A 20,643-nucleotide genomic window follows, 5' to 3' on the forward strand; every position below is an offset into this window, starting at 1 on the left:
ATTATTTTATTCTATTAATTCTGTTTTAAAGTCATAAGTATTAATTAGAATATTAATCTTTTTAGGCTTTACTTCCCATATTTTTAAAACAGCATTAGGTTTTTCGACACTTACTATTCTTAAATTTTCATTTTTTAATTCTAATAGTTTTCTGACTTTTTCATTAGGGACAATTACTCCATTTAAATTAAATAAAATATCTTCTCCTCTTAGAGCTTTTAGTATATAATCATTTAATTTTTTCAGTCTTTTTTGCTGTAATTTTTGTTCGTATTTTTTCGTGATTACTATTGTAAGTTTATCGCTTTTAAACTTTTTATATTTTGGAGGAGGATAATTATAATATTCATTGATTCTATAAATATCAGTTGAGTCTAATTTTTTTAAATTATCTAAAGTTGAAATTTTGTCATCAATCAAAATATTATGATTTCTATTACAAGAAACTAATATTAAAATAAATAAAAGTAATAGATATCTGCTGATTTTCATATTATTGCCAACGGTTCGTGCATAACATAAGTGGCGACTTAAAATGTGCAAGTTTTTCGGTTAAGATTCTACGTTTATAAAAATACACAAAACTTTCGTTTCAGCACAAATCTCGCCATTTTTGTTATGCGCTGTTGGCATTTCGTTTTTTGTTTTCAGTGTCATTATTCAATTCAGGTTTCTTATTTTCCACTCCATTATTTTCTTTATTCAGTTTATTTCTAAAGGTTGGTCTAAAAACTAAACCCATAAAAAATCCAAAAAACACTAGATTAAAAATGAATTTCCAAATATTGAAATCATCTTGTCCAAAATAATCAAATAAAGCCATTCCAATTGCAAAGAAAATTCCATTATAAAAACTGTATTTCAATGTCTGTCTATTCAATTCGCTCATTTTCATAAAAATCAATCAAATTCAATTTATAACATTATTACCATTAAGATAATTAGAAGAGTAACAACAACTCCAACTATAACATTACTAGTTCCGTGTAGTAATTTATCGTAATATTCTGTTGATTTTTTTGCACCATTTAAATATTCTTTGAAAGCATATTTAGGCTTATTTGTCATAGTTCTCCATAGATTTCCAAAAATCCATCGGAAACTGGCTCCAATAAAATTAAAAATGATTTCAAATATAGTCAGAACAGCTATTTCATCCATATTTTGTTTCGCTATTAAAAATCTGAGTCAGTTTTAAATGAATGCCAACGGTTTTGTATATGAAAAGTAGCGGGTTTTAAGCACTAATTTTTCGGTTAAAATTGACTACTAATTTATTCATTTTCTTTCGATTAAACACTTAAGCCGCTATTTTTTATATACGTTGTTACCTGCTGGCTTTTATTCCGCAAACTTGCTAGCGTTGGCAAAGACATACTCTTTTGCAATTTTTGGCTTGTGTATCGGCTGTAGCGAATTGCAAATGTGTATGACTTTTAGCGGTGGCTATTTCGTAAATCTAATTTGCAAATTCAGTTTGAAATATAATTCTTCGTTTTCCTCGTAAATTTCTCCAAATCCGTGTCGTGAAGAACTTGCGGTGTCGAGTTTGGTATTATTTAATAAATAATCTTCAAATTCATTCCTGTTGTAAATGTGATAACATAACACGTCTCCATTTTCTTTTACAATTAAATATCCACCTGTAGCATCATATTTTCCTGTCCAAACTTTTGAAGGCATCATCCCTAATGCAACATCTGTCAAGAAGCGTTTTATTTTATATTCGTAAAATTTATGTTCGTTTTCAATGTCAAAGTTCAATGGGTTTTTTTCAGCCGTTTTGTTTACTAAATCAGTCAAGTGAGAAAACTCACTTGAATAAAAGTCAAAAACTATTTGCGATAAAATCTCTGGAAGTAAACTGTCTATTAGAACAAGGTTATTTGAAAATATTTGTCGTTCTGTTTTTATAAAATCAAATTGTCCGCCATTTTTATGAACTTCAACAATTCTATCCATTATTTTACTTCTGGATGCGATTGAATTGATTTCCTGAATTTTATCTTCTGTAAGTTTCGCTCCGTTTATTTTATAAATAAAGTTTGTTGTTTTACCTGCATTTAAAAGAGTAGAAGGGCTTCCAAGTTGAGATTTTATGCTAAATCCCAATGTTGGTTGTTGATTCGTTCTTTGGTCGTGAACAACAATCGTAATGTCAGTTTTTGCTGTAGAACTTGCTTTTAAGGAAATACAATTTATCGATTGCATAAATTCCTCAATTTCTGGAACAGAAAAAGTTCTTTCTTTGTTTTTCTTGATTGTATTTAAGAGAAAAAGAGCTTTGTCTTTAAATTCTGAAATTGGAATTTTCAAAATTCCCTCACCACCTGAAATTAAAATAATCTCATCTTGAATTGAGTATTCAAAATTACCGTTGTTTTCGGTGCGAAGTATTTTGATAATTGGATAAACTAAACCTTCTAACTTTTCAATGTCTTTGTTTCCAAGAAATAATTGTTTGTCGCCTAATAATTTAAAAAGGGCATAAATTTCGCTCCATTCTCCTTTATTTCCTGTTATCATTTGTAGTTAAGTTTTTCCATTATTTTTTCGGCAGTTGCTTGAATTGCTGGAACTGCAACTGAATTTCCGAATTGTTTGTATGCTTGTGCATCTGAAACTACTATTTTAAAATTGTCCGGAAATCCCTGTAATCTTGCCCACTCTCGAGGTGTCATTTTTCTAATTCCCTCTCGGTTTACTTCTCCAGAAATATTAGTTATAGGTTTGAAATTTGTTAATCTATCATCAAACACTAAATTTCTTTCTCTTCCCATTCCACCACAAACAACAGCATTTGCAGTTCCATCTTTTGGTATTATTTCATAGCCGAATCCGTTTCCTTTACTTTCGTGTCTTGCTTTGTGTTTTCTTAATGTATCTATGTAAGTTGTTGAAAGATAATACTTAACTGAAACTTCATTTTGTTCTAAAACATCTTCTAAAACAGTTTCCTTATTGGTTGGTTTTGGGTATTCAAAATCTGTAATACCAGTGTCTTTATGAAACCCAACAATAAAAATTCGCTCTCGATTTTGAGGAACTCCAAATTCTTTTGCATTAATAATTTGAGGTTCTGGAACATAATACCCTAAATCTTCTCGAAGTACATTTAAGATAGTTGACAAAGTTTTTCCTTTGTCGTGATTTCTTAAACCTTTTACATTTTCAAGGAAAATTGCTTTTGGTTGTTTTTCCTTGATGATTTCTGCTACGTCAAAAAATAGTGTTCCTCTTGTGTCTTCAAATCCGCCACGTCTTCCTGCAATCGAAAACGCTTGACAAGGGAAACCCGCACAAAGCACATCAAAATTGTCAGGTATATAATTTTTTGTTTCAGGTTTTGTTATATCTCCAAAAGGAATTTCTCCAAAATTGGCTTTATAAGTTTGTTTTGAGTATTTATCCCATTCACTAGTGAAAACACATTTTCCTTTTAGATTTTGAAGAGCTAAACGGAATCCACCAATTCCTGCAAAAAGGTCAATAAATTTAAATTTCGGTTTTTCTGGTGCTGGAAAAGGAACAGATTTATTGAGGTCAAAAATCAAATATTGAAGCGCTTCTTCAGCAACTTTATTTGTGATTTTTTCTTTGGGATATTCTTTTTCAAGAATTTCTTTTACGTAAGAAAGTGCATCTTTTTTATAAAATTGAGAAACTCCATTTTGATGATTATGCAAATAATGTGTAAATGAAGCTGGTTTAGAATTATCTGGGTCTACTATTTTTATTTCAAATAGCTGTCCACCAATATTTTCTATTTCAATCCTTTCTTTAAGCATTTTGAATTATTAATCAGCACAAGATAATAAAGTTTACTGTTTTGGATTGAATGGTTTCTATGTTTTTATTCACAATTTTTTTCATTCAGTGTTTTTTCAAGCGCAAAGGCAAGAAACAGCTCTTTTGGTTTTTTAGCGTTGGATTATGTGTCGGGAAAAACCAAATGTGCTGTTTGTGCGGTTGGGTTCAGCTTGCAGGTAACGTTTTTGTATAACCGCAGTTTTTACGGACTTAACAGTAATGAATTTCAATTACAAAACCCAAGTGAGCAAATACGAGTTGATTCGGCTTATAGTCGAATCAGCCGTAATTGCGGTTATGCGATGTTGGGCATAGTATTTTATTCAGAGTTCCACTTCTCATTTCGTTTTTCTTGGTCATTAAAGGTCAAATAATGAATTGAAAGTATTAGTTGAATATCAGGATTATTCAAGTCAAAATTCTTTTCATCAGAAAACACTTGATAATGAATATTTCCACTACTCCAATCTCCAGCCGAAAGTAATCTTTCAGCATATTTTTTAATTTTTGGATTCTTTTTTCCAAGTTCAGTCAAATATTTTTGATACTTACCATTGCTAGAACAAACTGATTTGGTGACTTTTCCAGTTTCTAAATAAGTCGTTTTACAAAATTCCCAGATTTCATTAAAAGTTGATTCTGAAATATTCTCATATAAGTCTTTTTGTTTTCCGAAGTCAATCTGCTTCCAAAAAGGATCTCCATATGCGTAAAGGGAATCGTGTGGTATTTTTCTAAAACATTCGCCAAAATCAATTTTGTTTTTATCACAAATTTGTTTTTCAAAGAAATCTCTTATTTCCTTAAGGTCACTAATTTGCTCAGAAGTGAAATTATTTTCCATTTCAGTTGTCGCAAACTTTTCAGAACAAGAAGAATTCAGTTGCATTATTAATATACTAATAAATAAAACTTTAAATCTAATCATTTGTTGAATTCGTCTCAATATTATGCCCAACGGTTTTGTATATGGCTCGTAGCGTGTAAATTAGCGATTATTTTCGGATTAAGCACAAGCCAGATTTTTAAATTTTACTATTTATCTTTTTTATTGGAAATCGTCAAATTTAAAAATTTGGCGACTTTCCAAATACGCCTTAACTTCGATTAATCAACTTTTTAGCTATGAGCTATATACGTTGTTAGCACCAGTTTTTTACTATTTTTATAAAGTCAGATTTACTATGCTTTCTTAAAGTATTATTGCTTAATATTTCAAATATAGCATTTTCAAAATCTAAATAAATTTTCTTTTCTGAATAGTCCCAACTTTTCCTTTTGTATTTCCAATAATAGTTATACAGACCTTTATATCTTTTCATCACTTTAAACCTTTCTTTTTCGTGGCTTTCTGTAATTGAGTTATATTCCCTTGCTCTATTTTGAGAATCAATATTTTTAATTGACTCAATGTCTTCTTCCTTTAATGATAATGCAGTTTTTATCTTTGCTTTTTTCGTTTCTTTTAATTTTAGCTTGTGCTTGATTTTCTTCCTTTTCTTTTTTAGGAAAGACTTTAGTTGTTTTTTTATTTTCTTTTTAGTCTCTGCTTTTTTTTCCTTTAATTTTTCAATTTTGTTTTCTAAGTCAGCAATTTCTTCGTTGGTTTTTTCAATTTTACTTATTGGATTTACTATCAATCGATATTTTTGATTTTTAGCTGTTCTCTCGAATTCAATTTTTGATTTGAATTTTATTATAGTTGGAAACAAAGATGTTTCTGTTTCCTTTTCTATTAAAGCACATTTTTCAAATGAGGATGAACTTATTTGATTAGGCTCAATGAATTTATAATTTAAGTAATTGTCTATTTTACAACTTTCTAAACTGTCTATAATACGAAGTAATTTTTTTTTAGCTTCAAGCTCATCTTTAAGTTGTGCTCTAATGTTATTGATTTCTTTAAGTTCTTTTTGCTCCAATATTTCAAGGTCATACATTATACGCGAATTGTAATAATTAGAGCTAATAAATTTTTCAGATGTTTCCTTAAAGTCTCCTAAAAATTCATCTAAATCATTAAGTTTATTTTTGAGATTAGAAATTTTATAATCAATATTATATAATTTGTTTTCAAAATCTTCTAACTCTTCTTTAGCTGTCGTAAGTTCATAACTTTCACTCGGTTCATAATTTAAAAAGTCTCTATAATTGTCATCCAAATGTCTCAATTGAGTTTTAACTACACTACTAATACTAAAATTATCTTTGAACTTGTTAGCATTAATTAGCCAAATCATTTTACCATAAAATTTTTCTCTGATTTTTATAGTAGTACTCGAAATAGAAGAATTTTGTAATTCAAGAACTAAATTGCTGGAAGTTAGTATGTCGGCAATGTGTATTTCAGAATCTTTTTCTATAATTACTTCTTGCCAATCATCTGGAAATTCTTTTTTCCATTCACGATGCCATTCTGTTTCTCCTTCGCTCCAGGAATCACAATTCTGAATTTTAATGTGACGCCAATGGTCTATAATTATTTCTCCACAGTAAGCACGAACTTTTTTCTTACATAATTGACAAAATCCAATTCTTCCTTTTTCTGGCGAAATACGTTTATTATTTTCATCTATTGCTTTTAACAAAGTTCAGTTTTTTTTCAAATTGGTGCTAACGTCTCGCGCATAACGAAAGTGGCGACTTAAAATGCGCAAGTTTTTCGGTTAAACTTTTACTTTTATAAAAATATACAAAACTCTCATTCAAGCAATAAATTCGCCATTTTTGTTATGCGCTGTTGTAGCCAGTTTTTTTTCACAAGAAGCTAATTAATGAAACAATAATTATCAGAATCAAAATAGATGTACCACAACCAGTTTTTCCCTTATTATTAAGAGATTTCGTTTTATTAGTTTTGTTTCTTTTTGATTCAAATATTTGATTTAATTTACTTCTTAGTTCAGGAACATAACCAATAGGCTTGTCATTATATGAAAATCTTTTTTCAAGTTTATTATAACCATAAACTTTATACTTACCGTTTTCGTTAGGAAAGAAAATATTAACCCAATCGTATAAATTGCTATAACTTACGTAAACAGGAAATTCTAATTCTCCTATACTGAAATACTCAAGATATCGCTTTAATGAAATATCGTTTGATATTAAAAATAAGGTGAAATAATTTAAATTAATTGGTTTAAAACTGTTTTTATACTCGTACAATAAGTGTTTACAAAGTCTTCTTAAATCGCCTTTTTCGTAATCTGAGTTTTCTTTAAACTCTTTACACTCACATTGTTGTTTATAAAGGTTATACTTATAGGTTTTATCACTTTCGGCTGAGTAGCTTTCTGTTTCAATTTCATAATTAAAATTACTTAGTGGTATTGGTATTCTAATTTCTGAAATTTCTTTTTTTGGGAAAAAATCAGTGTTTTCTAATAAATTATATTCTCTGTTCTTAAAAATAAATTCAAACTCACTCAAATCCAAAACAATACTATTGCCTTTTTTTGCTTTTGCTAATTTAGCATCGTCGTTAAAATCCTTATTTACACAGATGAAAGTTATATTTTCAGAATACCTTTTCTTGATATCCAAAGCTGAACTAATAGCGATTTCATTTAATCTTTGAACTTCTTTTTTATCAAAACCCCAAAAAAGTATTGAAGATTTTCCATACTCTTTTTTGTGATGAAATTTTAAATATGTTGAAAGAAAGTCTAAATCAAAATTTTCGACATCATTTTTGGTAATGTTAAACTTCTTTAATATTTCTTCTTTATTCATTTTGGAAAGTGGTTGTTTAAATTGGCTACAACGGTCTCGGCTATGAGTAGTTGCGTGATTTAGCACTTAATTTTGCAAGTATACACCAAACTGAAAATCCGCGAGGATTTTCAAAAGTAGATGAGAACAAGCTATTACTTATAGCCATTGTTGGCATTTCGTTTTTATTCGTCTGTTTTATTGGTTAATATATAAAGTCCATCTTCTGCTTTTTTTCCATAAATCGCTATCGCAAATTTTGAATCAAAATACATAAAGTCTTTATTTTCCAGACTACAACTACTTTTTTCACCCATTTGAGCCTTAACAAATTCACGATACTTAATTTCAACTCCATTACTTAAAACAATTGGTTTTCTTTTCTCAGAGTAGGCTCCAATTCCTCCAAGATATAATACTTCAGGCTCGGCTTTTATTGAAAAGTTTGTTTTTAATTCCTCTTTAGTCAATATGTAATCTTTTGTTTCATATCCAAAAAATGTTTCGTTTTCTCTTTTTTCCTCGACGTCATAGTATGAAACTCTAATTACATTATCATTATCAATTAAGCTTGCAGGTATTTCAATTGAAAACGTTCCGTCTGTTGATGTATAAGCGTTCAATATTTTTTGTGAAGTTACAAGTGTTATTTTTGCATTTTTAACAGGTTTTTTTAGATCCTTGGAAGTTATTTGCCCATTAAATATAATTGTATCTTCTAATTTGGGTTCATTTGGTTTTGTATTAGATTTTAGTTCTTTTGTTTCCAATTTTGAGTTTGAATTTTGAACAAATTCTGTTTTTACCATTGAATTTTCAGCGTGTGAAGTTTGTCCAATAGTTAATGAAGTTGCAAGTATCAATCCTGCAGCTACTTTAGATTTTGGAAAATTTAAATCAAAATTATTCTGTGAATTTAATAATGGCGAATTCAATTGAGAATGTGTTAGTCTTGCACAAATTCTATTTCCCGATTTTTTTATAATCTCCGAAATCTCAACTTGATTTAGTTGAGTAAAGTCAATAACATTTTTTGAACACAAATCACAATAATTTCCTTTTTCATTGGGTTTCATATTTTCCCACTTTTCATTACAAGGATTGTCTAATTTTAAAAATTTGTTCTTCATTGTATTGTGTTTTAAATGAATGCCAACGGATTTGTATATGACAAGTAGCGTGTAAATTAGCGATTATTTTTCGGTTGAACCACAAGCCAAATCTTTTGTATTTTGTTTTTATCTTTTATTTTCAAAATGCCAAATCAAAAGATTTGGCGACTTTGTAAATATACCAAAATTTGTAGTTTATAAAAGGTGCAGCTATTTGTTATATACGTTGTTAGGCAAAGTTTTTTTATTCAACATTGCTTTAATTTTTCTTTTTTCTCGTTTTGATATAAAATAAATGTGTTTTTCTTTCATCTTTTTATCGTAATAGTCAATTGTATCTGCTGAAGCACTTCTTAAAATAGGAAATGAAAAAAATAATAAAAAAGAATAAAAATTTCTCTCTATAGATTTTAAAAGATTCAAATGTTCGCATTTGTCATTAACAACTTCAATCCAAAGAATTAATTTTCCGATAGATGAACCTAAAATTGTTTCTAAAACTGAATTTAAAAAAATTAAAAAAACTGGCAGGAAATAAATTGTAGGAGTTAATTTGATAATATCGTTTTTTACTAAAAAATACAGTATAATAATTCCGATTAAAATGTCTAAAATTTTAGCAAATAACCTATAACTATCATTTTTAATATTTGGGTCATACTTTAATTCAAATTCAATTTTTTCATAGACTCGTTTTCCATCTATTATTTTTTTAGTTGGTCTGTTTACTTTTCGAAATTCTGTAAGTTCAGATATTTTCAACAAATTTAAATTTTGCCTAACGGTCTCGTATAACCGTCATTTACGGGTTAAAGTACGCAAATTTTTCGGTTTAGCACAGACGTTAGCAATTCCGAGTGGATTCGGACGTAGTCGAATCCGACGTAATTGCGGTTATACATTGTTGCCAACAGTATTTTATTTTTTCCGATTATGAAATTCATTCAGGATTCTTTGCTTTTCCATTTCAGAAAGTCCAAAATCAGTTATTAATTCAGGTCTAAAAGGTGGAATTCGGTCGTCAATTATTAAAACATTTTTAACCAAATATTCTCCAATTTCTAATTCATTTCCTAAACAACCTGATTGATAGTAAACAGAATAAATTGTGTCATTAATCGCATTAGAAATCAGTTCAGCTTTGTTTTTGAAATTCTTTTTTCTTAATAATCCCTCGTAAGCAATTGCCTTGATATTTCCGTTTGGAAATTCCGTTAGTTTTAGAAGTTCAGATTCAGTTGCGTTTTCCATAATCCATTTTCGGCTTTCAATTTCTTCAGTTATTGCTCTTCCATTTCCTCCAATTCCGCTCGAAATGGATTGATATTTATAAACACTAATTGAATCTTTAATAGTACTTTCAATTCCGTTCCAATTAAACGTCCAGCTTTTTTCATAACCAGAAGTTAACACAGCAATAATTCCAATTCCGAGTATTGTCAGGATTGGAAATAAAATCGAAAATCGACTTTTTTTGTTGTTATTTCTGCGTTTTCTCATATTGTTGGCAACGGTCTTGGCTATGATGTCGTTGCGGAATCATCCGTTAGGATTATTCCGCTTGGAAACGAAATTACACTTTTAACTGGAATTTTCCATAGAAAATTCCAAACCGCAATGCATTATAGCCGTTGTTACCAATAGGTTTTATATTGAGTTTGAGTTCATTTTTTTCGTTCTGCTATTCCATTCCGTCGAGTAGAGCTGAAGTTTTGCTATATTAATCTCGATTTAAAAATCTGTTTTCAAGAGTAAATTCATCTGTTTTCAAACGTGCTAAAATTCCGCTGTGTTGATTTTCCGTGTTTTGTTATTCAGCGTTTAGATTTTCAAATTCAGATAGCTACTCAATGCTCAACCAAAAAATCGATTCCATTTGTTTTCAAATCAATTCAGTTTTCAGAGTTTTAGTGATAACATCTAATTTTTAAAGATTAATCAAATTTTTTCAATATTTTCAGAGTCAATTCCGTTTATTAGAATTATCGAAATATGAATTTTATCTCTAAAAAATCTTTGAAATCAACTTATTGGTAACGGTCTTGGCTATGATGTCGTTGCGGAATCATCCGTTAGGATTATTCCGCTTGAAAACGAAATTACACTTTTAACTGGAATTTTCCATAGAAAATTCCAAACCGCATTGCATTATAGCCGTTGTTACCAATAGGTTTTATATTGAGTTTGAGTTCATTTTTTTTCACTTTGCTATTCAATTCCGTCGAGTAGAGCAGAAGATTTGCTATATAAATCTATAATCAAAAAATCTGTTTTCAAGAGTGAATTCATCTGTTTTCAAGCTTGCTAAAATTCCGCTGTGTTGATTTTCCACGTTTTGATTTTCAAATTCAGATTGTTGCTTAAAGCTCAACCAAAAATCAATTCCATTTGTTTTCAAATCAATTCAGTTTTCAGCGTCTGAGTGATAACATCAAATTTTAAAGCTCATTCTACTTTTTAATTTTATCAGAGTCAATTCTGTTTTTTAGAATTATCTAAATATGAATTTTATCTCTAAAAATCTTTGAAATCAACTTATTGGTAACGGTTTGCGCATATGGTTTGTGGCGAAGTTAAAAACCGCTCGCCTATCGGTTAAACTCTTAATTTTCTAAAAAATACTAAAATTATCTTTCTAGCAAGAATTTCGCCATAAATTATATGCGCTGTTGGGCAAAGTATTTATTCACGGCATATTATTCCATTCTGCGAAATTTTTTGTCCGTCATTCGTTGTTAATATCGCTTCGTACATTAAACAATTATCGACAATTTTAGTTTTCGAAACTACAATTCCATTATTGTCATTTACCCATTTTTTTTCAGCGTCTAATTCATATTTTGAATCATCGTAAGTCAACCGATATGTGCAGTCATCAATCCATTCAATTATTTCGTAGTCAGGTTTTCCATTTCCAATTCCATTCGTCCATTCGGTCTGAGTATTTCCTTTTCGTATGACGATATATTTTTCAATCTCAGCATCATTGTCGTCATTCTCGATTTCAGTTGTATTTTCAGATTCTGTTTCTGTTTCAGGAATATAAAACCGTCCTTCTTTAAAATCAGCACAAGTCAATTCTTGAGCATTTGAATTTATTCCAATCAATATGATTATAGTTAGTATTATTTTCATTTCGTTTATATTTTGCCCAACGTCTCGCGCATATGGTTTGTGGCGAGCAAAAATGCGCAAATTTTTCGGTTAAGGTTTTACGTTTTTAAAAATACAAAAACTTTGGTTTTGGCACTAATTCCGCCATAAACTATATGCGCTGTTGTACCTAGTTTTTTTCAGATCCACGAGTAGGCAAATTCTAATTCGGTTGCTTTATTCTTTTCTATTATTCTAAAAGTCCATACTTTTTCATAATATTTTTCAGGTCTATATTCAGTATTATTTTCATACCAATCGTAATCATCAGTTTCAAATAATTGTTCAACTATTTTTTTTACAGCATCTTTTTGGAAGTTTTTAAAACGTACAGTTACGATTTCTCCCCATTCATTACATTCTTGTTCGTGAGTGAAAGTATGTTCTTCTTTAAAAATAATTTTAAATCCGCAAAATTCATTTTTATCATTCGATTCTGAAGTCATCCATTTTGGTTTTTTTACTTTGATAGTGTCCACAGCAGTAAATTTGGATTTAAGATAATCAAGCATAATACTATCTGGCGAATTCACTTGTTCAATTCTAGAAATATTTTTTACAGAATCAATTTTTTCATTATTTATGTTTAATATCAAAAATTGAAAAATTAGAATAAAAATTACTAGTGTGAATTTCATTAAGACTTCAGTTTCAAAATTAGGTACAACGTTTTTGTATAACCGCAGTTATTACGGAATTAAAATTAGTGATTTTCAATTACAAAACCCAAGTGAGCAAATACGAGTTGATTCGGCTTATAGTCGAATCAGCCGTAATTGCGGTTATGCGGTGTTGCAAGTAGGTTTTTTTATAGAGCGCAATTAATTCGTTTTTTTCGTTCAGCTATTCAATTTCGTCGAGTAGAGCAGAAGTTATGCTATATTAATCTCGATTTAAAAATCTGTTTTCAAGAGTGAATTCATTTGTTTTCAAGCTAGCTAAAATTCCGCTGTGTTGATTTTTCGCGTTTTGTTATTCAGCGTTTTGATATTCAAATTCAGATAGCTGCTCAAAGCTCAACCAAAAATCAATTCTATTTGTTTTCAAACCAATTCAGTTTTAGAGTTTGAGTGACAACATCCAATTTTCAAAGATTAATCAAATTTTTTAAATATTATCAGAGTCAATTCCAATTCTTAGAATTATCGAAATATGAATTTTATCTCTAAAAATTCATTGAAATCAACTTACTTGCAACGGTCTTGGCTATGATGTCGTTGCGGAATCATCCGCAGGATTATTCCGCTGGTAAACGAAATTACACTTTTAACTGGAATTTTCCATAGAAAATTCCAAACCGCAATGCATTATAGCCGTTGTTATGGGGTGTTTTTTATTTCCACACTTTTACCTGCCCAATCAATAAAAATTTTTATTTCTAATATTCCATATTTTGATGAAACTATCAAATCTGTAATTCTAGTCAAGTCATTATTTATTGAAGGATGAACAGGTTTTGATAATTCACTTTTTCTAACATCTAGTGTCTGAATTATTTCATCATTCTTATTATCAATATCAGTTATTTTCAAAAGGTCATTGATTAATAAGCCACAATTTTCAATTTTATATTCAGCTCCAATTTTTTTATTAAAATCGAATAGTATTTGTCTTTCAGTATTTGCTTTAGATTCAAAATAAACAATCTTATCGGAAAATGATAGATATCCAATTGTATCAAATTTATCAATTGAGAAGATCAAGGAATTATTTTCATCTAAAATATCAAAGTGAAATTCAAAAGTCTGCTCTGGACAGATTGAAATGATCTCATCGTCTAATTCAATATATTCATTCGGGTGATGTTTACAGTTTTGAAGCGTTCTCGATTGTTGAATTGACTTAAAATCATGAAATATTCTTTGTTTTTCACATGACATAATCAAAAAAGTCAAAATCAAAAATGTTATTAAAATATTTTGTTTCAATTTTCTGTTTTCGTTTTTAAATACCCCATAACGTCTCGCGCATAACATAAGTGGCGACTTAAAGTGCGCAAATTTTTCGGTTAAGTTTTACTTTTTTAAAATTACACAAACTTCTCGTTTCAGCACTAATCTCGCCATTTTTGTTATACGCTGTTAGCATTAGTACTTTTCCAAGTGAGTTTCATTTTTTTCATTTTGTATTGGCTCAACAGTATTAATCCTAAGTCTGTCAATTGCATTTGTAATTTCAAATTCATCTAAGCTTCCCCACATCGAATGAGGATAAAAAAGCCTTCCTATTGTATTATTTTTCTTAGTGAATTTGATACCTTTTTTCTTTTTTTTACTCAAACCGTCAAAGGCATTGATTTTAATGCAAGCTATGCTTTTAAATGAATATTCCTTTAATGTTATTTTTGAGTCTTGGTAGTTTCTTAATGCAAAAGAAATTTTTCTCTCATCGTCATTAATATCAAATGCTACAATTATTTTTTTTCGAAGAAAACTAAGTCTAAAGATCAAATAAAAAAAAACCATTATCAAAAAAGCGGAAATTGTTATTTTAATTAACTCTTCTCCATTCACTTCCTTTATTCCATCAATAAATCTATTGAAAACTCGAAAATAAAAATCTGAATCGTAGTATTTTCCTTTTGAATAATAACTTATGATAATGACAAATGATAAAAATCCAATAGTCAAAGATAGTAAAGCCTTATATAAAGTATGCTTAGCATCGAATGGCTTATCATAGTAGTTGGATTTATATTTTAATTCGTTCATTAAATTTTTACCAGTATTTTTCAGTATTAATGCTAACGGTTTTGTGTATGATTAGTGGCGTGTTTCAAGCACCTAATTTAGCAAATAAATACCGAATAGAAAATCCGCGAGGATTTTCGTAAGTAGGCGAGAACCAGCCATTAATTATACACGGTGTTGGCAAATCGTTTTTTTTTTTTTAGTCAATTCCTAAATCGTTTGTTATTGAGTGTTCCAATTTTATTTCACTAATTGGTATTCCCATATTTTTGTTTATAATTCCAATTATAATTCGCTCAACTTCATATTTGTTTGTGATTTTTTCAATGTCAATGAGTTTTTCTTCATTCAATGCGATTGTCCAATCAATCAATTCACGGATAGTTCCGCTTGAAACTGGCGTTGTTCGTTTTATGGTTTTAATCCCAAAAATTTTAACGTGAGAGCCTAATTCTGGATTGAAATCAAGTGCTACCAATTCAGGCAATTCAAGTCCGATTTCTGTTTTCAAAAGGTGCCATTTTTCTTTTAATTCCGTTTGAGAGAGCAACTCCGTTATTTTTGTTCCGGGTTTAATTTCTTTATCGGTCAATTTTAAATTCCGAACCGCTTTTCTGATTCGGTAAAACACTATTTGGGTTAAGCATTTTTCATTCGGATTTGTAATGATTTTGCTGTAAACGGAATCCACAAAATTTTGAACGGTATATATTTTTTCAGCTTCAGAATCCTCAATTCGTATTCCAAATTTGTCCTCAACTGACATCAATAATTCTACTGAATCTAATCCCATTATCGGTTCGTTTTAAATGTTTGCCAACGGTTTTGTGTATGATTAGTGGCGTGTTTATGCACCTAATTTAGCAAATAAATACCAAATAGAAAATCTGCGAGGATTTTCGTAAGTAGGCGAGAACAAGCCATTAATTATACACGTTGTTGCCAGTAGTTTTTATATTTCCATTTCTACCATTTCCGCTCTTGCTCCAAATCGGATTGGTAAAATACTTGTTCCTATTCCTTTTGATATGTACATTTTCGGTTCGGATTCATTATACCAACCTTTTAAATATTTTCCACTTCCTTGCGGTTTGAAAGGAACAATTCCTAAAAATGTAATTTGTCCTCCGTGAGTATGTCCTGAAAGCACTAAATCAATATTTAGATTTCCTTTTTGTTTTGTAATTATATCTCTGTGTTTAGGACAATGTGATAAAACAATATTGGTTTCAGTTTCTTTTAGATTTTCAACTGCTTTTCCAAAGTCAGCGTTTCCGCCAACAAAATCGTCAATTCCGATTATTGAGATTTCTCTATTTTTAATTGAAATTGTTCTATTCTCGTTTATCAATAATTCGCAATTATTTTTAGAATAAATACTTTTAAGTTCTGTCAGATTTATATTTCCCCAATATTCCCAATTTCCAGTTATCGCATACTTTTTAATCGAACTGTCAATTAATTCAAGGAATTCATTTAGAGATTTAATTTTTTCTGTTTTATCAACAGAATCTCCAGTTATGAATATTAAATCAGGTTTTATTGAATTTATTTTTTTCGCAATAGATTTGTGAAAGTACCTTAATTGGTCAAAATGTAAATCTGAAATTTGAATGATTTTTATTTTATCTTTTTCCGATTTTGAGATGTCAAAGTAATTCCAGTCAATTACATATTTCTCAAACCAAAGTGAATCCAAAAGAACTAATCCAATTGAGGCTAAAATTCCTCTTTTTATAAATTTTCTTCTGGTTAAGTTCGTCATTTCTTAAATTACTGGCAACGTCTCGCGCATAACGAAAGTGGCGACTTAAAATGCGCAAGTTTTTCGGTTAAATTTTTACTTTTCTAAAATACACAAATCGCTCGTTTCAGCAATAAATTCGCCATTTTTGTTATGCGCTGTTGCCCACCGTTTTTTATTCAACCCAAACATCAAATTCATATTTTACTCTCCAAATTCCATTTTTCTTTTCATAAATTCTCGTCATACCACCTGAGCCAGATCTAATTCGCACATATGCTAAATTCAGATTTTTATTAAATATTGGCTTTGTTATATGAAAAAATGAATAGAAATCAATCATTTTATTTTCTTCATAATATTTTTCGGCAATTTTATCAATTGAATCCCATTCGATTTGATTTTCTTTAAGTCCCTTTACATCAATTACTTTAAAACCATTTTTTTCTAAATTTAAAAAATCGAAATCTTGATTTTCTTTAAATTGTTTTCTAACAAAATCAACATCATTAATTTTTAAAGTGTCAGAAATAAATTCAGCATGAGATATTGTTTTTGAATAATTTTTAGGGTCAATTGGTAATATTGGTGGAGTCATTTCAGGCCAATTTGTAATCAATTCTCTTTTATCAAATAACAATCTTGAATCCGAACTATCAGATAAGATTTGATTATAGAATTCAAGTTTGAATTCATCAGTGATTTCAATTTGAGTTAATTCAATAGCTTGTGATTCCGATTTGTTGTTTTGTCTACAACTAATCAAAAATATCGTTAAAATTAATATTTTAAGTAGATTTTTCGTTTTCAAATGGTGGGCAACGATTCTCTAGTATGGCCAGTAGCGTCCAAATACTAGCTTGATTTTCAGTTTATCTTTTAACTTTCTAAATATACAGAAACTTTCGGTTTAGCACATAGTAGCTATTGGCTATACTAGGTGTTGTAAACAGTTTTTTATTCAGTTTTTTTCATTTCAAGAGTTATTTCGCTTTCATCAAGATGAAATATCTTCTTGCCATTATTTTCTCTAATTGAAATTCCCATTATTGAATATCCGTCTTCTTGGTTTCCAATTTTAACATACTTTTTGTTTTTTTCTACTTTCCATTTAGTCCCGTTGGTCATTTCGGTTATCATTCCGAACAATTCAGATTTCGAAGTAGTGGTCAGTTTAAAATTCCCATTTTCGTTAAAAAAGAAGGTAGAATTTTCAAATCCATCAATTAGGGGGACGAATTGAGGGTTTGTCGGTTTTTTAATAATTTTTTCCACCTTCCATTTTCCATAAATTTCCTTTTCGGTTAGTGTTTGTCCAAATACGGTTGAACTTATGGTCATTAGAAATATCAGTGTAAATATCTTTTTCATTTTTTGTGTGTTTCTCGGTTTTCTTAAATTGTTTACAACGGTTTTGTGTATGGAAAGTTGCGGTTTTGTGTGCGAGGATTTTCCGAAGGAAAATCAGATGTAACAAAAATGCAACTACCTTTGTTTAAGCACTAATGTAGCAATTTTTTATACACGTTGTTGCCACACGTTTTTATTCTTAATTTTTTTCAATCAGTTTTATATTCCGAATTTTACTATTTCCGACTTCGCTCATTTTCCAATTCATTTCCAAGTTCATTCTATACAATTCAGGAATAGAATCTAAATCAATTTCGTAATATTTATTTTCACTAACTTCTAAAATCACTCCAGAAAGTTTAGCAGGCGGTTCGTCAGTCCAAATAATTTCCGTTATTTTTTTCTCAAAATCTTTGTAAAATATTGACAATTCAGCGTTTTGATATTTAGAAAGTTCGGTTTTTTTAATTCCGATTTGTTTTTGAGAATCTTCTTTAACTCCTTTTGCAAAGCCATACATTTCAATTCCGAAATAAGTAATTCCGACAATTATAATTCCAATTATTGTTATAAAAATTCCTTTTTTCATTGGTTCGCTCAAATGTGTGGCAACGATCTTGGCTATGGTTTCGTTACGGAATGGTACGCGAGTATCATTCCGCCGTAACCATAAAATTAGCAAAAAGGCTTGAAATTCCGATTAGGAATTTCAGCCGTAATGAACTATAGCCGTTGTTGTAAGTAGTATTTTTTAATAATATTCATTTATAATTCGAAATCTCATCGTATTTCCAATTCGTTAGATTTAGCTTTTTGAAAGCTCTAAATACTTTCCGCTTTTTTAATTCCAATATAATCACACCGCAATCTGCGCTCGTTCCGTACAATGCTTGTCTATTGTCATCAGTCCATATTTCTACATTGCGAATATTACTTTCCGAAATTAGTTCTGTGACAGAATCAGTAAGTTCAGAATCAATTGGGTTTTCAATTCGGAATGCTATTACATTATTCTTGTATTTTATCAAGTAAAGCGGTTTACAGAAACCTTTCTTTCTTATCTTGCTAAGACTGTCCAATTTTGGAAATCTCGAAACAGTTATTCCGTCCGAAAAACTCCATTTAATATATACGTTCACATCATTAGTCAGCCGATTATTTATCAAATCAATTTTTTCCGCAAGTAATTCGGTTTTTTTGAGTGATTCAAACCATAATTTGTTCTCATTTTCAGTCAAAATCAATTTTTCACTTTGAGCTAAACTGCAAATTGATTTTAGAATTAAAAATGTTAGCAAAAAGTGTTTCATAATATTACTTACAACGGTCTTGGCTATGATGTCGTTGCGGAATCATTCGTAGAATTATTCCGCTGGTAAACGAAAATACTATTTTAACTGGAATTTTCAATAGAAAATTCCAAACCGCAATGCATTATAGCCGTTGTTGCATACAGGTACGACACGCACTGATTGGAACGAAGCGATTTTCACGTTTCAGAATTTTTTTCACATAGCTATTTAATTCTGTTGAGTAGAGCAGAAGTTAATCTATATAAATCTAAATTTTCAAATTCTGTTTTCAAGAGTGAATTCATCTGTTTTCAAACTTGCTAAAATTCAGCTGCGTTGATTTTCCGAGTTTTACATTTCAAGTTCAGATAGTTGCTCAATGCTCAACATTTGTCAAAAGTCAAATTTAGAATTTTTTTTTATTCAGATTAGAGAACCAACTTTCGCTAGAATCAAAATTTTGACTTTAAAAACAGTTTTCAGTTCGTTTCAGGTAATGCTTGGTAAATTCAGATTTTCAACTTTCATTTATCCGACCCGAGTTTTTTCCGAGTACTTGTGTGCAACGGATTGGTGTATGGTTAGTGGCGACTAAAAATACACGAACCTTTCTTATTCAATCGTAAAATTACCAAAAAAATTCGGACTTTGCGATTTAGCCCAAATCTCGCCATTAACTATACACCGTGTTACCCACAGGCTTTCCTGCGTCCTGCTTGGTTTTCAGCGTTGGCAAAGACATACTCTTTTGCAATTTTTAAATAGAGCATTGGCTGGTGCGAATTGCAAATGTGTATGGCTTTTAGTATTGGCTTATCCATTCACAAATATGTGGTTTGTAAATAAAGTATGAGGTGCGCTCACTAAATTTATGTCAAATTTCAATGATGGTTCAACCCTAGAACTAGCATTATGAATTCTAAATGATATTTGCCAACCTTCGTTTAAAGAAACCAATAATGTTGTGGTTGAGTTCTCTTGATAGACAATTTCGATTAATCTTGTCGGTAATTTTAATTTAGGAATCTTTGCTTTTGGTTTGACTTTTTCAAATGGCAGATTCAGAGTTCCGTGTAAATTATATGCTTGAATTTCAACTTTCTTTTTTCCTTTAATGACTTTGTAAAAATCCTGATTACCAATTAAGTATTGCACTAAATTTTCTGCTACAACATTTGGATTTTCTTTGTCAAGACGAAGCAGTTCTTTTCGAAAAGCATTCAATATTGGAATATATACAACTTCGTGCATATTCTCAATAGAAGTCCATTTTGTTGATTTATCTTCAGCTCTTAAATCTGTAAGCATATCGAAAATTGGTTTAATTTCCTGAAAATAATCTTGAGAACAACTAACGCCAAGCCATTTTTCTCCAAAATTTATTTTTTGTGATAATCTTGAATGTTTTACTGCTCTATGATTATTTTTAGCCGAAATACCGATTTCCCATTTTTGTATCGAGCGAATTATCAAAACATCTCGAACGTCTCCAGTTTGACCAGCTTTATCGCTTACTAATTCTAAAACTAAAATATCATCTTTGTTAATACCGTTTGATAATCTTGGTTCTATATCTATTAGGAAATTAATTGAAGCACTCGCTGTAATCCTAAATGTATCTTGCTCGTTTTCACTAAAACCATCAAAAAAGCCTTTTGCTGTATTGTAAGGCTCATTCATTGTTATTGAAACACTTGTAATTTTATTTAAGCGTTCGTGAAATTCTATAAGTAAAGCATATTCGAAGGCTTTACCATTTACTGTTTGACTTGCCATAA

The 20,643-nt window shown here is 29.8% G+C and carries 23 protein-coding genes; all 23 read right to left on the bottom strand.

Annotated elements, in window-relative coordinates:
- Nucleotides 1–6: 6 nt before the first annotated feature.
- A complete protein-coding gene (locus IMZ30_RS09395; RefSeq protein WP_207038052.1) occupies nucleotides 7–420 on the bottom strand; it encodes a hypothetical protein in 414 nt (137 codons plus the stop codon).
- 196 nt (nucleotides 421–616) lie between these two features.
- Nucleotides 617–880 carry a hypothetical protein gene (locus IMZ30_RS09400; protein ID WP_207038053.1) on the bottom strand — a complete coding sequence of 88 codons (264 nt, stop codon included), beginning with the start codon at nucleotides 878–880 and terminating at the stop codon, nucleotides 617–619.
- Between the two features lie 35 nt (nucleotides 881–915).
- A complete protein-coding gene (locus IMZ30_RS09405; protein WP_207038054.1) occupies nucleotides 916–1,161 on the bottom strand; it encodes a hypothetical protein in 246 nt (81 codons plus the stop codon).
- 285 nt (nucleotides 1,162–1,446) lie between these two features.
- A complete protein-coding gene (locus IMZ30_RS09410; protein ID WP_207038055.1) occupies nucleotides 1,447–2,526 on the bottom strand; it encodes an HpaII family restriction endonuclease in 1,080 nt (359 codons plus the stop codon).
- Nucleotides 2,523–3,788: a DNA cytosine methyltransferase gene (locus IMZ30_RS09415; protein ID WP_207038056.1), complete on the bottom strand. Its 1,266-nt coding sequence runs from the start codon at nucleotides 3,786–3,788 to the stop codon at nucleotides 2,523–2,525. The genes IMZ30_RS09410 and IMZ30_RS09415 overlap by 4 nt, the downstream gene beginning before the upstream one ends.
- A 341-nt stretch (nucleotides 3,789–4,129) precedes the next feature.
- On the bottom strand, nucleotides 4,130–4,699 hold the full coding sequence (locus IMZ30_RS09420) for a hypothetical protein (protein ID WP_207038057.1): 570 nt from the start codon (nucleotides 4,697–4,699) through the stop codon (nucleotides 4,130–4,132).
- A 253-nt stretch (nucleotides 4,700–4,952) separates the two neighbouring features.
- Nucleotides 4,953–6,398: a competence protein CoiA gene (locus IMZ30_RS09425; protein ID WP_207038058.1), complete on the bottom strand. Its 1,446-nt coding sequence runs from the start codon at nucleotides 6,396–6,398 to the stop codon at nucleotides 4,953–4,955.
- Nucleotides 6,399–6,567: 169 nt separating this feature from the next.
- On the bottom strand, nucleotides 6,568–7,545 hold the full coding sequence (locus IMZ30_RS09430; protein ID WP_207038059.1) for a hypothetical protein: 978 nt from the start codon (nucleotides 7,543–7,545) through the stop codon (nucleotides 6,568–6,570).
- 164 nt (nucleotides 7,546–7,709) lie between these two features.
- Nucleotides 7,710–8,654: a hypothetical protein gene (locus IMZ30_RS09435; RefSeq protein ID WP_207038060.1), complete on the bottom strand. Its 945-nt coding sequence runs from the start codon at nucleotides 8,652–8,654 to the stop codon at nucleotides 7,710–7,712.
- A gap of 192 nt (nucleotides 8,655–8,846) precedes the next feature.
- Nucleotides 8,847–9,398, bottom strand: coding sequence for an RDD family protein (locus IMZ30_RS09440; RefSeq protein WP_207038061.1), 552 nt, complete (start codon nucleotides 9,396–9,398; stop codon nucleotides 8,847–8,849).
- 156 nt (nucleotides 9,399–9,554) lie between these two features.
- Nucleotides 9,555–10,136, bottom strand: a complete 582-nt coding sequence (locus IMZ30_RS09445; protein ID WP_207038062.1) for a hypothetical protein — start codon at nucleotides 10,134–10,136, stop codon at nucleotides 9,555–9,557.
- A gap of 742 nt (nucleotides 10,137–10,878) precedes the next feature.
- A complete protein-coding gene (locus tag IMZ30_RS09450; protein ID WP_207038034.1) occupies nucleotides 10,879–11,034 on the bottom strand; it encodes a hypothetical protein in 156 nt (51 codons plus the stop codon).
- 284 nt (nucleotides 11,035–11,318) lie between these two features.
- The gene (locus IMZ30_RS09455) at nucleotides 11,319–11,771 is read right to left on the bottom strand and encodes a hypothetical protein (protein WP_207038063.1); all 453 of its coding nucleotides are present in this window, start codon (nucleotides 11,769–11,771) and stop codon (nucleotides 11,319–11,321) included.
- A 158-nt stretch (nucleotides 11,772–11,929) separates the two neighbouring features.
- Nucleotides 11,930–12,427: a hypothetical protein gene (locus IMZ30_RS09460; protein ID WP_207038064.1), complete on the bottom strand. Its 498-nt coding sequence runs from the start codon at nucleotides 12,425–12,427 to the stop codon at nucleotides 11,930–11,932.
- 681 nt (nucleotides 12,428–13,108) lie between these two features.
- Nucleotides 13,109–13,717 carry a hypothetical protein gene (locus tag IMZ30_RS09465; protein WP_207038065.1) on the bottom strand — a complete coding sequence of 203 codons (609 nt, stop codon included), beginning with the start codon at nucleotides 13,715–13,717 and terminating at the stop codon, nucleotides 13,109–13,111.
- A gap of 159 nt (nucleotides 13,718–13,876) precedes the next feature.
- Nucleotides 13,877–14,500, bottom strand: coding sequence for a hypothetical protein (locus tag IMZ30_RS09470; protein WP_207038066.1), 624 nt, complete (start codon nucleotides 14,498–14,500; stop codon nucleotides 13,877–13,879).
- A gap of 178 nt (nucleotides 14,501–14,678) precedes the next feature.
- Entirely contained in the window at nucleotides 14,679–15,272 is a 594-nt protein-coding gene (locus IMZ30_RS12035) for a phosphopantetheine-binding protein (protein ID WP_207038067.1), read from the bottom strand.
- 159 nt (nucleotides 15,273–15,431) lie between these two features.
- Nucleotides 15,432–16,244, bottom strand: coding sequence for a metallophosphoesterase (locus tag IMZ30_RS09480; RefSeq protein ID WP_207038068.1), 813 nt, complete (start codon nucleotides 16,242–16,244; stop codon nucleotides 15,432–15,434).
- Nucleotides 16,245–16,398: 154 nt separating this feature from the next.
- Nucleotides 16,399–17,034: a hypothetical protein gene (locus tag IMZ30_RS09485; RefSeq protein ID WP_207038069.1), complete on the bottom strand. Its 636-nt coding sequence runs from the start codon at nucleotides 17,032–17,034 to the stop codon at nucleotides 16,399–16,401.
- Between the two features lie 146 nt (nucleotides 17,035–17,180).
- Nucleotides 17,181–17,594 carry a hypothetical protein gene (locus IMZ30_RS09490; RefSeq protein ID WP_207038070.1) on the bottom strand — a complete coding sequence of 138 codons (414 nt, stop codon included), beginning with the start codon at nucleotides 17,592–17,594 and terminating at the stop codon, nucleotides 17,181–17,183.
- A 178-nt stretch (nucleotides 17,595–17,772) separates the two neighbouring features.
- Nucleotides 17,773–18,162: a hypothetical protein gene (locus tag IMZ30_RS09495; RefSeq protein WP_207038071.1), complete on the bottom strand. Its 390-nt coding sequence runs from the start codon at nucleotides 18,160–18,162 to the stop codon at nucleotides 17,773–17,775.
- 172 nt (nucleotides 18,163–18,334) lie between these two features.
- A complete protein-coding gene (locus IMZ30_RS09500) occupies nucleotides 18,335–18,883 on the bottom strand; it encodes a hypothetical protein (protein ID WP_207038072.1) in 549 nt (182 codons plus the stop codon).
- A 795-nt stretch (nucleotides 18,884–19,678) separates the two neighbouring features.
- A complete protein-coding gene (locus IMZ30_RS09505; protein ID WP_207038073.1) occupies nucleotides 19,679–20,641 on the bottom strand; it encodes a HaeIII family restriction endonuclease in 963 nt (320 codons plus the stop codon).
- Between the last annotated feature and the right edge of the window lie 2 nt (nucleotides 20,642–20,643).

The sequence above is a fragment of the Psychroflexus sp. ALD_RP9 genome (assembly GCF_017311165.1).
Lineage (GTDB): Bacteria > Bacteroidota > Bacteroidia > Flavobacteriales > Flavobacteriaceae > Psychroflexus.